Source organism: Stenotrophomonas sp. WHRI 8082, from assembly GCF_040223995.2.
In the GTDB taxonomy this organism is placed as follows: domain Bacteria; phylum Pseudomonadota; class Gammaproteobacteria; order Xanthomonadales; family Xanthomonadaceae; genus Stenotrophomonas.
Genome location: NZ_CP167826.1, coordinates 1,371,580 through 1,384,701, shown reverse-complemented (window position 1 = coordinate 1,384,701; position 13,122 = coordinate 1,371,580). Strand labels below are relative to the sequence as shown.

The following is a 13,122-nucleotide window of genomic DNA, read 5'->3' as shown; positions in this document are numbered from 1 at the left end:
CTGAACGCCCGGGGGTGAGCCGGGCGTTCAGCTTTCTCCTTATTAGAGGAATCATGCCGTGAGCGCTCTGTCAAGCGCCGGACACGTCCCGCCGCCGGCTCAACCGGCCATTTTGGCGATCGCGCCGATGGCCACCACCATGGCCACCATCACGCCAGCGGTCAGGATGCCGCCGATGATCAGGATGACGATGGTGACCGCGCCAAGCTCGTGGCGCTGGCGCTGCGGCTGGTCGGTGAAGGCCCATTTGTCGACGACTACGGTGTCGCAGATCATGTCGTGCAGGGCCTGCTTGCGCTCGGTGAACGCCGCCAGCAGGTAGCCGATCAGCAGGGTGAGGCTGCTCAGCAGGGTCGCGAAGTAGCGGCCGATCGAACGCGCCATGGTGATGCGGTCGCCGTCGCTGCGTACGACCTTGATGCCGATGGCCATCTTGCCCGGCGTGGCGCCGCCACTGGAGGCGTGGAACCACGCATAGTAGGCCAGGCTGATGCCGAAGCCGATCAGCGCGCCGATCACCTGGCTCATCACCCCGGCAGTGGTCGATCCGCCGCCCGCCAGGCTGGCCGCACCGCCGATGCCCAGGCCGACGATGGCGCCGATCGCCATGGAAGACGCGGTCAGGATCACATAGTCGATCAGGTAGGCCGCGAGGCGCTTCCAGAAGCCGGCGTAGACCACTTCGGCGCCGTGTACCGGCATCGCACCGGCAAAGGCTACGTCCGAAGCAGGGGCGCTGTAGGGCGAGGCGCTGAGCGGCCCGGTGCCCGGCAGCGGCGCGGTGCCGTTGTCGATGGCCGCGTAGTCGCTGCGCAGGTCGAAGCCGGTGGCAGGTTCGGCTGCAACGGCCGCCAGTGACTGCAGCTGCAGCTCATCGACCACGCTGCGCAGTTCCGCCCATTGGCCCATGCCTTCGCGCCAGACCAGCGTGTCCAGGGTGATCTGGCTGCGCTGGAACAGCTGGCGTATTTCGGTGTCCGGCACCGGACCCTGGCGCTGCTGGCCTTCGGCGTAATACCACTCGCTCATCGTTTTTCCCTGTCAAATCGTGTTGGTGAAAAGGGTTTTCCCCTGCGCCGGCATCAGCCGCGGCAGTTCACGGGAAGGTATTTATCAGTCGTGTCGCTGCTGCATTCCCAGGCGGAATCAGCCGGGCTGTATTCGAGCCACAGCAGGTCGCCGTCGAGTTGGGGCTTGCCCACGCCCAGCGTCGCTTCGATGCCGCAATGCGCGTTCTCGAACTGGCCCAGCTGCACGCTGGACAGCCCCTGTGCCGTGAACGCGTCGTGCGCCGGGAAGCCGGGGTCGCTGCTGCTCGGACAGCGGCTGTGAATCTGGTGGAACTCCTGTACCTGCGCCTTCAGCGGCTGCAACGTGGCAATCGACTGCGCCACCTTGGCGCGGATCGTGTAGTCGTTGTAGGCAGGCAGCGCGATGGCCGCGAGAATCGCACACACCGGCACCACCACCAGCAAGGCGGCGCCGCCGATGATGGCCGTCAAGGCGCAGCCGGACAGCCCTTTCTTCGCAGGCTGCATCGCCATGGGCGGTACGCGGCTGACGCCGGGCCCGGCGTACGGGCTGCTGTCAGGCACGATCGACGCCGGCGAGACCGGTGGCGGTATCGTGGGATCGGGCGCCGGTGGCACGGGAGGGGCCAGCGGAGCAGGTGGCACGGCCGTCAGGCCGAGTTCGGCCACGACGCTGCGCAGGGGCTGCCACGCAGGCAAGCCCTCGCGCCACACCAGCGTGTCCAGTCCAATACGGTTGTCTCTGAACAGCGACCCGATTTCCTCACTGGAAACCGGGCCGACCTGCCGACTGCCCTCGGCGTGGAACCACTCGCTCACGTGAACGCCCCCTGTATGCGCAAGGGGTGCAGTGTACGGTCAGTGAAGGGGTTCTGGCTCGTCCATGAACATCTGGGTTTCCATCCACGCATAAGCGGCTTCCGAGCCAGGCTGATTGAACAGCACCATCAACACGACCCACTTCAGGTCGTCCAGATCCAATTCGTCCTGGTCCAGCGCCATCGCCCGATCAAGCACCAGCTCGCGCTGGTCCGCATCGAGGATGCCGTGCTGTTCCAGATACAGGATGAAGCCCCGGCACTCCACGTCCAGCTTGTCGAGCTCTGGACCGTGATAGATGCGCACCGGGCCGTCGACGCGCGTATGCGAAACGGCGGGCCGCTGGGCGGCCAGGGCATCCAGCCAATCAAACGCCTTGGCTGTTTCGGCTGGGCTGAAGCCCGCCTGGATCAGGCCGTTCTGCAGGGAATCGCGGTCACGGATGAGGTCAGCGTCTTCGCTGAAGTAGTGTTCAAACAGGTACAGCAGTACATCGAGAATGCTCTCTTTCATTGCCCCTCGGCCTGCGTCATCGACGCTGTGGAGGTTGGGAAACCAGGGTTTCGACAGTAGCGGCCGTGTTCGCACACCACGATACCCGCCAGTTCCATGGCCAGCAGCATGGAGGACAGCCGAGCGGCCGTCAATCCGGACTGTGTGATCAATGAATCGGCAGGGGTTGGGTCGTGGTCGAGCAGTTTCCACAAGCACTGGTAGTCCGGGTCGGAGGCCAGTGTGGGCGGAAGGCGGGCTCGCCGTCCCTGTTCAGTGGGGGTGGCCAGATGCCTTTGCAAGTCAGGGACGGCGTCGGCCAAGGCGGGGGCGATCAGGGCCATGACCTCATCCGCCGACTCCACCAGGGCGGCACCCTCGCGGATCAGCCGATGGCAGCCGGCCGCGCGGGGATTGCGCACCGAGCCGGGCAGGGCGCAGACCTCGCGACCGGCTTCTGCCGCCAGGCGGGCGGTGATCAGCGCGCCGGAGCGGTTTGCTGCTTCGACGACCACCGTGGCCAGGCTGAGCCCGGCCACCAGCCGGTTGCGGGCCGGGAAGTAGGCGGGCCGCGCCGGGGTGCCGGGCAGGTACTCGCTGGCCACCGCACCGCGGCTGGCGACGGCAGCCTGCAGGCTGCGGTGATGCAGGGGGAAGACATGGTCCGGCCCGTTGCCCACCACCGCGACGGTGATGCCGTCATTATCCAGCGCGGCACGGTGCGCGGCGGCGTCGATGCCGGCCGCCAGGCCGCTGGTCACCGCCAGTCCCGCACGGGAGAACGCCGTGCTGAACTCTGCCGCAAGCGCCCGGCCGCTCGGCGTCGGCGAGCGGCTGCCGACCACGGCGATGGCCGGATGCCACAGGTGGCTGGGGTCGCCGTCCACGAACAGCGCCAAGGGCGGTTCCGGTGCTGCGCGCAGCAGTGGCGGGAATCCATCATCGTCGGCGGCGATCAAGTGGTGGCCCGGCTGCTGCAGCCATCGCAGGGCACGTTCGATGGCAGCGTGATCGGGGCTGGCCAAGTGTTGTTGCTGGGCGGCCGAACAGCCGGCCTGCCGCCAGGCGACGGGGCCCGCGTGCAATGCCGCAGCCACGGTCGGTCGGGCAGCGGCCAGGGCCCGCCGCGAGGCCAGACTGCCCCCGGCCAGGATCAAGGTGAGCAGGGCTGGGGTGTGTTCGTCCATGGCCGCAGCGTGGCGCGGAAACAACAACGGCGCCCTAGGGCGCCGTTGGCATCTGCTGTCGGACGAATCCGGCAGCGGTTACTGCGTGGCGTCCGGGTGGCGCGCGCTGTAGCCCAGCTGCACCGGCTTGATCCCTTCCATCACCAGCGCGTAGCTGACGTTGTCGAAGGTGCGGAACACCATCGCATGCGCGGCGTACTCGTCCGGCAGGCTGACGCGGTTGTTGCCGTCGGCACGTGCATCGTCCATCTGCGACGAGTTGGGCGCCTTCATCCGGTCCTTCACGTGGCTGCCGAAGCGCCACAGCGAGAACACGGTGCCGTTGTCCACGCCCTGCAGGCGGCCGGCAGACAGCGCGATCACGTCACGCGGGCCGCCGGACAGGAACATGTCCGTTACCGCCAGTACGCGCACGTCCAGCCCTTCGGTGCCGGCAGCCGGCACATGCGGGAAGAACTGCAGGTCGTACGGTGTGGCTTCCACCGGCACAATGCGGTCACCGGCACGTACTTCGCGGCCATCGCCACTGCCCTGCAGTGCCAGCGTCGCCACGTCCACGCGGCCGGAGGGCACCGCGGTGATGGTGCCGACGTTGACCTTGGCGAGCTCGTAGCCCAGCACCTGGTGCGGACGCTTGTTCGGGATGGTGAAGTCCTTCCACAGGTTCCCGCTGCCCGGCGTGACATGGCCATTGGCGGTCAGGTCCTCGGTCGCCTTCGGCAGCGCATAGCGGACGGTGGGACGCACCACCGCATAACGCTGGCCCACGGCGGCCTGGTCCAGTCCCTTCACATAGGCCACCTGGCCGGCCGTGGCCCGAAGACGGTTGTCTTCCAGTCCAGCGACGTGCGGCAGGTTGTCGATGCGATCGACGACGCTCAACTGCTTCAGGAACGGCTCGACTTCCGACAATGGAATGCCGGTGATCGGTGCCTCCTGGCGCGGCCCTGGCTGCTGGCTCGCGACGACGCGGTCCAGGTACGCCAGGCTGAGTACATCGCCCGGATAGATCAGGTGCGGGTTCGCCACCTGTGGGTTCGCCTGCCAGATTTCCGGCCAAAGCCAAGGCTTTTTCAGGAAACGCGCAGAGATATCCCACAACGTGTCGCCCTTCTGGACGACATAGGTGGTCGGGTGCCCGTTCATTTCAACGGCGGTAGCATAGGCGGCAACGGTCAACATCGCCGCGGCGACGACCGTGCGGATTCGTAGCAACATAAGAGTGGTCAGCCCTGATTCCCCAACAGGTTGCCGCACTATAGTCCAGAAACCGGGGCGCAGGGCAAGCGTTGGCGATAGAATTGCAACGCAGCCCGGCGTTGACCGGCCCCCACCAGACGATTACAGCCATGGCACTGCTTCCCATTCTCGAGTTCCCCGATCCGCGCCTGCGCACCAAGGCCGTGTTGATCGATGCCGCCGAGGTCACCACGCCGGCCTTCCAGACCCTGCTGTCGGACATGTTCGACACCATGTACGACGCCCCGGGCATCGGCCTTGCCGCCAGCCAGGTCGACGTGCACCAGCGCTTCATGGTGATCGACGTCAGCGAAGAGAAGAACCAGCCGATGGTCTTCATCAACCCGGAGATCGTCGCCCACGACGGTGGCCAGGTGTACCAGGAAGGCTGCCTGTCGGTGCCCGGCATCTTTGCCGACGTCACCCGCGCCAACCAGATCACCGTGCGCTTCCTGGATCGCCAGGGCCAGCCGCAGGAGCTGACCACCGAGGGTCTGCTGGCGGTCTGCGTGCAGCACGAAATGGATCACCTGGACGGCAAGCTGTTCATCGACTATCTGTCGCCGCTGAAGCGCGAGATGGTGCGCAAGAAGCTGGCCAAGCAGCGCCGGCACGTCGCCTGACCGTAACAACGGGGCGCCACCCGCGGTGGTGCCCACTGTCTGCCTGCCAGTGGCGTGCGCGGACGGACCCAAGGGCGCCGCACATCGGCGCCCATTTTCTGCCTGCAGGTTTCCACCTGCATAACGGGGTGACCATGAGGATTGTCTTTGCCGGTACGCCGGAGTTCGCGGTGTCGTCGCTGCGCGCGGCTGCACGCCATCACGAAGTGGTGGCCGTTTACACCCAGCCGGACCGTCCAGCCGGCCGTGGCCGTGGCCTGGCGCCTTCGCCGGTGAAGCTGGAAGCGGTGGCGCGTGGGATTCCGGTGTACCAGCCGGAATCGCTGAAGGACGAGGCGGCCCAGCAGCAGCTGCGTGACCTGCAGCCGGACCTGATGGTGGTGGTGGCTTACGGGTTGATCCTGCCGAAGGCCGTGCTGGCCATCCCGACCCATGGCGGTTGGAACGTGCATGCCTCGCTGCTGCCGCGCTGGCGCGGTGCCGCGCCGATCCAGCGTGCGATCCAGGCCGGCGATGCACAGACCGGCGTCTGCCTGATGCAGATGGAAGCGGGCCTGGATACCGGCCCGGTGTTGTTGCAGCAGGCGCTGCCGATCAGCTCCACCGACACGGGCGGACAGCTGCACGACAAGCTGGCCGCACTGGGCGAGCAGGTGCTGTCCGACGGCCTGGGCCTGCTGCGCGCCGGCCTGATCCCGGTCAAGCAGCCGCAACCGGCCGAAGGCGTGACCTATGCGCACAAGCTGGACAAGGCCGAAGCCCGGCTGGACTGGACGGCCGATGCCGACGTGTTGGCGCGCACGGTGCGTGCGTTCAATCCGTGGCCCATCGCTGAAGCGCAGCTGGCGGGTGAGCGCGTGCGCATCCACGGCGCGGTCGCACTGGAGGACAACGGCGGCCATGCCCCGGGTACGGTGATCGCCGCTGCACGCGAGGGCATCGACATCGCGTGCGGCCACGGCGCGCTGCGACTGCGTGTGCTGCAGCGCGAAGGCGGCAAGGCGATCACCGCCGCCGACTACCTCAACGCACGACGCGACCTGCGTGCGGGAGCCTGAGCCGGTGAGCAAGCAAGCTGATCTGTCTGTGTCCAACGCCGCGCCGGGCGCTGCCACGCGCATGCTCGCTGCGCGCGTGCTGGCCCAGGTCTTCACCCGCGGCCGTTCGCTGAAGGCCGAGCTCAACTGGGCGCTGCCCAAGCTGGCCGACACGCGCGACCGCGCGCTGCTGGAGGCGCTGTGCTTCGCCGTGCTGCGTCGTCGCAGCACCTACGATGCCGCCTTGGCGAGCTGGATGCAGAAGCCCCTGTCCGCACGCGATGCCGACCTGCGCACCCTGCTGATGGTGGGCTTCGCCCAGCTGGATGTGCTGGAGCTGCCCGCCCACGCGGCGCTGTCGGCCACGGTCGATGCGGCGCGTGCACTCGGCCGTGAGCGCCAGGCCGGCCTGGTCAACGCGATCCTGCGCCGTGCGCAGCGCGAAGGCTTTGCACCGCAGCCGCCGCGCGATGCGTTCCCCGCGTGGCTGGCCGACAGCATCGAAGCGGATTGGCCCGGCCAGGCCGATGCCATCTTCGCCGCCAGCCTGCAGCCGGCCCCCTTGTGGCTGCGCGTCAACCGGCAGCAGGGTGACCGTGCGCAGACGCTGGCCGCGCTGGCCGCCGTCGGCATCGAGGCCGAACCCAGTCCTGTCAGCGCCGATGCCGTGCGCCTGGCCGCGTCCACGCCGGTCAACCAGCTGCCCGGCTTTGCCGAAGGCGCGCTGTCGGTGCAGGACCTTTCGGCCCAGTGCGCGGCCGATGCGCTGGCCCCGCCCGCCGGCGCCCGGGTGTTGGATGCCTGTGCCGCGCCGGGTGGCAAGTCGGCGCACCTGCTTGAGCGCGATCCGTCGCTGCGCCTGTTGGCGCTGGATATCGACGCGCGTCGGCTGGCGCGGGTCAAGGACACATTCACCCGCACCGGCGTCGGCGCCGAGGCACAGGTGCGTGCCGCCGATGCCAGTGATCCGCGTTCGTGGTGGGACGGAACGCCGTTCGACGCGATCCTGTTGGATGCGCCCTGTTCGGCGACCGGCATCATCCGCCGCCAGCCGGATGTGATGTTCCACCGTCGTGCCGAAGACATCGACGTGCTGGTAGGCATCCAGGCCCGCCTGCTTGAAGCGTGCTGGACGATGCTGCGCCCGGGTGGCGTGCTGGTGTATGCCACGTGCTCGATCCTGCGCGCCGAAAACGTGGATCAGGTGCAGGCCTTCCTGAAGTGGCACGCAGACGCCACTGCAGACGCGCTCGATGACGGGTTCGGCATGGACTGCGCAGGGGTTGGTCGCCAGCGGCTGCCGGGTGATGATGGCGGCGACGGCTTTTTCTACGCGCGTCTGTTAAAAAACGCCTGACCCCTTCCTTATCACTGCCGTGCCCATGCTGAAGACACGCGCTTCCCGCGAATCCTGGTTGTTGATCGTCATGGCCCTGCTGGTGCTCGGTGCGGGGCTGGGCCTGCGCGACCCGTGGCCGTCGGACGAACCGCGTTTCGCGCTGGTGGCACGGCAGATGGTGGAAAGCGGCGACTGGCTGTTCCCGCATCGCGGCCTGGAGCTGTACTCCGACAAGCCGCCGATGCTGATGTGGTGGCAGGCCACGCTGTATTCGCTGATCGGCAACTGGCGCATCGCCTTCCTGCTGCCGTCCCTGCTGGCTGCGCTGGGCACGCTCTGGTGCGTGCATGACCTGGGGCGCCGACTGTGGACCCGCCGGGTCGGCCTGTATGCCGCGTGGACCCTGCTGTTCGCGTTGCACTTCACCTTCCAGGCGAAGAAGGCACAGATCGATCCGTTGATCGTGTTTTTCATCACCTTGGCCAACTATGGCCTCATCCGGCACCTGTTGCTGGGGCCGGCGTGGCGCTGGTGGTGGCTGGGCTGGTTCGCCGCCGGCCTGGGGGTGATCACCAAGGGCGTGGGCGTGGTCGCGTTGCTGATGATCGTGCCGGCCGCGCTGGCATCGGTGTGGGGCTGGCGTGGCGTGGGCCTGAGCGTGCGCCGCTGGCAGTTCTGGGTGGCACCGCTGGTGTTCCTGCTGGCGATCGCCCTGTGGCTGGTGCCGATGGTGGTCGCCGCGCTGTCCACCGGCTCGGCCGAGTACCGCGCCTACATGGACGACATCCTGTTCCGGCAGACGGCCAAGCGGTATTCGCAGTCGTGGGACCACCACCAGCCATGGTGGTACTTCCTCGCCACGATGCCGTCGATGTGGATTCCGGCGTTCCTGGCGGTGCCATGGGCGATCCCGGCCTGGTGGCGGCGCCTGCGTCGGCGCGACCCCCGTTATCTGGTGCTGCTGGGCTGGTGGGCGCTGATCGTGCTGTTCTTCTCCATTCCCGATGGCAAGCGCGATGTCTACATCCTGCCGTCGCTGCCGATGTTCTGCCTGGCCTTGGCACCGCTGGTGCCCGGCCTGCTGCGCAAGCGCAGCGTGCAGTGGATGCTGACCGGCTTCACCGCACTGCTTGCCGTGCTGACGCTGGGCGCGGGCATCGCCATGCTGACGGGCCAGCCGGGCTTTGAAACGAAGCTGATGGGGTCGCGCGGCATCGACAGTTCAGTGACCGCGTCGCTGGCCTGGGCGGCGGTAGCGATGGGCTGCTGGGCACTGGCCAGCCTGCTGGTATGGCGGCGGCCGCGCGCCCACATCGGCGTGGTATCGGCGCTGACGGTGATCTGGGTGCTGTACAGCCTGGTCGGCTACCCGCATCTGAACGATTCCAGTTCGGCACGCGGCCTCATGCACCGTGTCGGTGAGCGCATCGGTGTCGACGCCGAGCTGGGCCTGGTGGCGTGGAAAGAACAGAACCTGCTGATGGCCGACCGACCCGCCGCGACGTTCGGCTTCCAGAAAAAATGGGACCTGCAGTTGCGCGAAGGCGTGGCGTGGCAGGCGCAGGCACCGGCCACGCGCTGGCTGCTGGTGCAGGAAGATGCCCTGCTGGCCTGCGTGGACCGTAGTCGAGCCGAGCTGGCCGGTATCGCCAATCGGCGTCGTTGGTGGCTGGTGCGGGCCGAAGCGGTGACCGTGCCCTGCGAGGCGACCGCCGAGGAGCTGGTGCGCGAGCATGCCATGCAGTCGCGGCAGGCCAACGAGTGAAGGCGACCGCTGACGCCGCCGCGCTGACCGCTGGTACTGCTGGACAGCGCGTGTTGGGCGTTCACTGTGCAGTATCCCTTTCCGTTGCCGACCTGATCCGATGATCCTGCCGTGAGCCTGCCGCCCTACGATTCCTCCACCCCCCGTGCGCGGTTGCCGCAGCCACCGCGCGTGCGCTTCGCCCACGGGCTCGGCCACCTGGGGCTGTTGCTGCTGCCGGCCTTGGTGGTCTCCACTCCGGCCAACCTGCTGCCGTTCGGGTTGCTGCTGCTGGTCAGCACGGTGATGGTGCCTGACCTGTTGTGGCGCGCCCGCGCCGATGCGGGGCGCAGCATCCGCGTGCTGGCCTGGCTGATGCTGGCCGTGCTGGCGGCCGGTGTGCTGTCGGTCGTGCTGTTCGAGCATGGATTCCGCGACGTGGACAACCGCTCGCGTTTCTTCGTGATGCCGTGGATCGCGCTGTGGGTGTGCGCGCTGGAACTGCGCCTGCGCTGGCTGTGGCGCGGTGCCGTGGTGGGCCTGCTGCTCGTGTTCGGGCTGTCGCTGCGGCAGGTGCTGGGCGGTGCGCCGCGTGCTGACCTGTTCACCAATGCCATCGTGCTCGCCGACATGGTGGTGATGCTGCTGGTGCTGGCCTTGTTCTGTCGTCCGCACGGCGTGCGGGGCTGGGCGTGGGGCCTGCCAGCGGCGGCGCTGGGCTGCGCCACGCTGGTGCTCACCGGCAGCCGCGGGGCGCTGTTGGCACTGCTCGCAGTGTTCCTGGTGATGGCGCTGACCCTGCGCTGGGGATCGCTGCAGCGGCGCCTGCTGATCCTGGCGGCACTGCTGGGCCTGTCGGTCGTGGCAGTGGTGAGTGTGCCGGAGCTGCGCCACCAGGTGCGCCTGACCGAGCTGCACAGTGATGTGCAGCGGCTGGAACGCGGCGATGCGGATTCCTCCGCAGGGGCGCGCGTGGAGCGGTTGCAGGTGGCGTGGGACACGTTCCTGGACCACCCGCTGACCGGCGTCGGCGTTGGCCATTTCGACAACGCGATGCAGCGCCTGCCGGTGTGCCGTGACGATCCACTCGAGGCACGCTGCCACCTTGGGCACGCGCACAACGATCTGGCCGAGTGGGGCGCAACCCAGGGTGTCCTGGGCGCACTGCTGCTGCTGGCGGTCTATGGCGTGCCGCTGTGGCTGTTCCTGGGGCTGCATCGGCACAGCGGGCGGGCGACCTTCCGCGGCCCGGCGGCCGCAGGCGTGATGATCGTGGTCTGCTACGTGTTGTGCGGCCTGACCCAGTCGATGTTCGCGCACCAGATCACCGCCAGCTTCTATGCGTCCATCGTCGGCGTGCTGGCCGGCCTGTCACGCGTGGAAGGCCTGCGTCACCAGCGCAACCGGGTGTAACAGCGTCTCAACGGATCCGGTTGGCGATACCGTCGAGGTGGAAGGCAGCACATAGCCCGGCCAAGCCCCAGCCAAACCATTTGCTGGCGTGCTGGCGCTGCAGGATCAGCGCATACAGGACAGTGGCCGGCAGCCAGGCCACCAGCAGGCGCGCGCGATGCGCAAACGCTGCGCCGCCACTGACATAACGCTGCAGGGCGATCTGTCGTGAGCGGGCGTAGTGGAACTGCTTGATGAAGGTCGTGCGCACGCTGGGCGCGGACGAGGCGCCACCGGGATGCAAGGCACGTGCGGCCGGTTGCAGCAGGCAGCGCCACCCCGCCTGCTGCATGCGCAGGCACAGGTCATCGTCTTCGTAGTACAGGAAGAACGCAGGATCGAACCCGCCGACTGCGGCGAACGCACGCGTGCGCACCAACTGACAGCTGCCGTGCAGCCATTCGGCTGCCACCAGTTGATCCGGCACACAGTACTGACCGGGAGGCTGCGACCTGAAGAAGGCGGGCCGCCATGATTTCTGTGGCACGGTCAGGCTGCGCCAGCCCTGTGGAGCGACGATGCCTGCATCGGGATGTGCATCCAGAGTCTGCTGCAGCAGGTCCACGGCGTGCGGTTCGATCTGGCAATCCGGATTCAGCAGCAGCGCGTACTCGGTTTCAACCCGCTGCATCGCCTGGTTGTTGGCGACGCCGAAGCCGGCGTTGTCGGTGCGGGCGATCACCCGCGCATGCGGCACGTGGTCGCGCAACTGGTGCAACGTGTCGTCGCGGCTGCCGTTGTCGATGACCACCACGTTGCGGAAGCGCGCCAGGGTGACGGCCAGGGCGGGCAGGACCGGTGCGCTGTTGTAGGTGACACAGACAACGGTCACGCGCGCGAGCGTCGGGTCAGCCATGGCGGTCGGCCCGGGCGCTTCTTCGCGCCCACACGGCGACGGCGGGCATGCACGACAGCAGCAGCACGAACGTGTTGCGGTGGGTGTAGTCCGAAACCAGCCCATTGCCCAGCCCGGCGACCAGATACAGGATCAGCACACTGTTGAAGAAGTGACGCTGCGGTGCCGGCAGCCGCTGGATCACGCGGGCCAGCAGCACCAGCAGGATCAGCAAGGCAGCGAAACCCAGCGCGCCTTCTTCGGCCAGCACCAACAGGTATTCCTGATGCGGGTGGGCGACAATGAACGGCGCTGCACCTTGGATGTCGTCCATCCGCGTCTGGTATTGCGGCCGCCATTGGCCCAGCCCCCGCCCGAGCATCGGGGCCTCGCTGACCATGTCGACGGTGTGCTGCCATAACCAGAGCCGGGTGCCGCTGGACGTCGCATCCCCGTGCTGCGCGTAACGGCTCACTTCGGTGGATACCGAGCGCAGCAACCGCTCGCCGATGTCCGACACGGCAACGGCACTGCCGCCGACTACCAGGCACAGGCCGATGACCGGCAGGTGCATGCGCCACCGCCACGCGGTCGCACGACACACGACCCACAGCCAGTACAGCAGCAGGGGCACGGCCGCGAGGTAGCTGGTGCGACTGCCCAGCAGCAGAGCGACATTGAGCAGGGCGAGCACGGCGATGGCGATGGCCAGCCAGTGCCGCGGCCGGGTGGCGGCACGCGGCAGGCGCGAGAGCGCGAACGCGGCCAGCAACAGCGTGGCCAGGCCTTGCTGGGTGTATTCCTTGAACACGGTGTTGCGCATGCTGGCCATCTGTTCGGCAATGGCGCGCTGGGGCAGCAGCCCGGCAGCCATCAACCAGGACGCCAGCAACACCAGTGTCGTCCCTGCAGCGAAGCCGTACAGCGCGTGCCACCGCTGCTGCGATGTCTGCAGCAGGGAGGCGACCACCATCGGCAGCAGGAACGTCCACAGCGACGAGCCCCGCAGCGCGCTGCCACCATGGCCGGCCGCGAGCGCGTGCAGCGCACTGGCCAGCAGCACGGCGGCCCACACCAGCATCCCCTTGGCGATGGGGTCATGCCAAGCCTGTCGCCAGCGCGCGCGCGTTTCGGCGCCGGCCAGCGACGCCAAGCCGGCCAGGACGATGAAGCAGGAGGTCAGCGGCTTGTTGAGCGGGACGCAGAACAGTGCCAGTACCACGCAGCCACGGCCTGCAACGAGCAGCCGCGAACGCGCATCGCGGACGAGGGCAGTCGATGGGGTCATGGGGCGGGCATGCTATGGCCCGCTGCGATCCTCTTC

At 67.9% G+C, this 13,122-nt stretch carries 12 protein-coding genes; 5 read left to right on the top strand and 7 right to left on the bottom strand.

Features of this window, described 5'->3' with window-relative positions; genetic code table 11:
- Window positions 1-99 precede the first annotated feature (99 nt).
- From ABRP17_RS06210 to ABRP17_RS06190, 5 genes are all read right to left on the bottom strand, one after another.
- Window positions 100-1,029 carry an RDD family protein gene (locus ABRP17_RS06210; protein ID WP_349985921.1) on the bottom strand — a complete coding sequence of 310 codons (930 nt, stop codon included), beginning with the start codon at window positions 1,027-1,029 and terminating at the stop codon, window positions 100-102.
- A gap of 53 nt (window positions 1,030-1,082) precedes the next feature.
- A complete protein-coding gene (locus tag ABRP17_RS06205) occupies window positions 1,083-1,850 on the bottom strand; it encodes a pilin (RefSeq protein ID WP_349985919.1) in 768 nt (255 codons plus the stop codon).
- Window positions 1,851-1,889: 39 nt separating this feature from the next.
- On the bottom strand, window positions 1,890-2,363 hold the full coding sequence (locus ABRP17_RS06200) for a DUF494 family protein (RefSeq protein ID WP_188325134.1): 474 nt from the start codon (window positions 2,361-2,363) through the stop codon (window positions 1,890-1,892).
- Window positions 2,360-3,529 carry a DNA-processing protein DprA gene (gene dprA, locus ABRP17_RS06195; protein ID WP_188325133.1) on the bottom strand — a complete coding sequence of 390 codons (1,170 nt, stop codon included), beginning with the start codon at window positions 3,527-3,529 and terminating at the stop codon, window positions 2,360-2,362. Before dprA ends, ABRP17_RS06200 begins: the two co-directional genes overlap by 4 nt.
- Before the next feature lie 78 nt (window positions 3,530-3,607).
- Entirely contained in the window at window positions 3,608-4,747 is a 1,140-nt protein-coding gene (locus ABRP17_RS06190; protein ID WP_349985917.1) for a LysM peptidoglycan-binding domain-containing protein, read from the bottom strand.
- 131 nt (window positions 4,748-4,878) lie between these two features.
- Between ABRP17_RS06190 and def the strand changes: the two genes are divergently transcribed.
- The 5 genes from def to ABRP17_RS06165 all read left to right on the top strand — a co-directional run bounded on the left by def (window position 4,879) and on the right by ABRP17_RS06165 (window position 10,924).
- Window positions 4,879-5,391 carry a peptide deformylase gene (gene def, locus ABRP17_RS06185; RefSeq protein WP_188325131.1) on the top strand — a complete coding sequence of 171 codons (513 nt, stop codon included), beginning with the start codon at window positions 4,879-4,881 and terminating at the stop codon, window positions 5,389-5,391.
- A 134-nt stretch (window positions 5,392-5,525) separates the two neighbouring features.
- Entirely contained in the window at window positions 5,526-6,449 is a 924-nt protein-coding gene (fmt, locus tag ABRP17_RS06180) for a methionyl-tRNA formyltransferase (RefSeq protein ID WP_349985914.1), read from the top strand.
- A 4-nt stretch (window positions 6,450-6,453) separates the two neighbouring features.
- Window positions 6,454-7,785 (top strand): 16S rRNA (cytosine(967)-C(5))-methyltransferase RsmB, encoded by a 1,332-nt coding sequence (gene rsmB, locus ABRP17_RS06175; RefSeq protein ID WP_188325129.1) that lies wholly within the window; start codon window positions 6,454-6,456, stop codon window positions 7,783-7,785.
- A gap of 25 nt (window positions 7,786-7,810) precedes the next feature.
- The gene (locus ABRP17_RS06170) at window positions 7,811-9,532 is read left to right on the top strand and encodes a glycosyltransferase family 39 protein (RefSeq protein ID WP_349985912.1); all 1,722 of its coding nucleotides are present in this window, start codon (window positions 7,811-7,813) and stop codon (window positions 9,530-9,532) included.
- 117 nt (window positions 9,533-9,649) lie between these two features.
- Complete coding sequence (locus ABRP17_RS06165; protein WP_372486970.1) at window positions 9,650-10,924, top strand: O-antigen ligase family protein; 1,275 nt, start codon at window positions 9,650-9,652, stop codon at window positions 10,922-10,924.
- 7 nt (window positions 10,925-10,931) lie between these two features.
- Here ABRP17_RS06165 and ABRP17_RS06160 read toward each other — a convergent pair whose 3' ends face one another.
- Together ABRP17_RS06160 and ABRP17_RS06155 are read right to left on the bottom strand one after the other, a co-directional pair.
- Window positions 10,932-11,819, bottom strand: a complete 888-nt coding sequence (locus ABRP17_RS06160; RefSeq protein ID WP_349985910.1) for a glycosyltransferase family 2 protein — start codon at window positions 11,817-11,819, stop codon at window positions 10,932-10,934.
- On the bottom strand, window positions 11,812-13,086 hold the full coding sequence (locus ABRP17_RS06155) for an O-antigen ligase family protein (RefSeq protein ID WP_349985908.1): 1,275 nt from the start codon (window positions 13,084-13,086) through the stop codon (window positions 11,812-11,814). Before ABRP17_RS06155 ends, ABRP17_RS06160 begins: the two co-directional genes overlap by 8 nt.
- Between the last annotated feature and the right edge of the window lie 36 nt (window positions 13,087-13,122).

Excerpts from the sequence above, each read along its gene's own strand:
- ABRP17_RS06210 (WP_349985921.1), bottom strand. The coding sequence starts at position 1,029 with ATGAGCGAGTGGTATTACGCCGAAGGCCAGCAGCGCCAGGGTCCGGTG.
- ABRP17_RS06200 (WP_188325134.1), bottom strand. The coding sequence starts at position 2,363 with ATGAAAGAGAGCATTCTCGATGTACTGCTGTACCTGTTTGAACACTAC.
- dprA (WP_188325133.1), bottom strand. The coding sequence starts at position 3,529 with ATGGACGAACACACCCCAGCCCTGCTCACCTTGATCCTGGCCGGGGGC.
- ABRP17_RS06190 (WP_349985917.1), bottom strand. The coding sequence starts at position 4,747 with ATGTTGCTACGAATCCGCACGGTCGTCGCCGCGGCGATGTTGACCGTT.
- def (WP_188325131.1), top strand. The coding sequence starts at position 4,879 with ATGGCACTGCTTCCCATTCTCGAGTTCCCCGATCCGCGCCTGCGCACC.
- fmt (WP_349985914.1), top strand. The coding sequence starts at position 5,526 with ATGAGGATTGTCTTTGCCGGTACGCCGGAGTTCGCGGTGTCGTCGCTG.
- ABRP17_RS06170 (WP_349985912.1), top strand. The coding sequence starts at position 7,811 with ATGCTGAAGACACGCGCTTCCCGCGAATCCTGGTTGTTGATCGTCATG.
- ABRP17_RS06160 (WP_349985910.1), bottom strand. The coding sequence starts at position 11,819 with ATGGCTGACCCGACGCTCGCGCGCGTGACCGTTGTCTGTGTCACCTAC.
- ABRP17_RS06155 (WP_349985908.1), bottom strand. The coding sequence starts at position 13,086 with ATGACCCCATCGACTGCCCTCGTCCGCGATGCGCGTTCGCGGCTGCTC.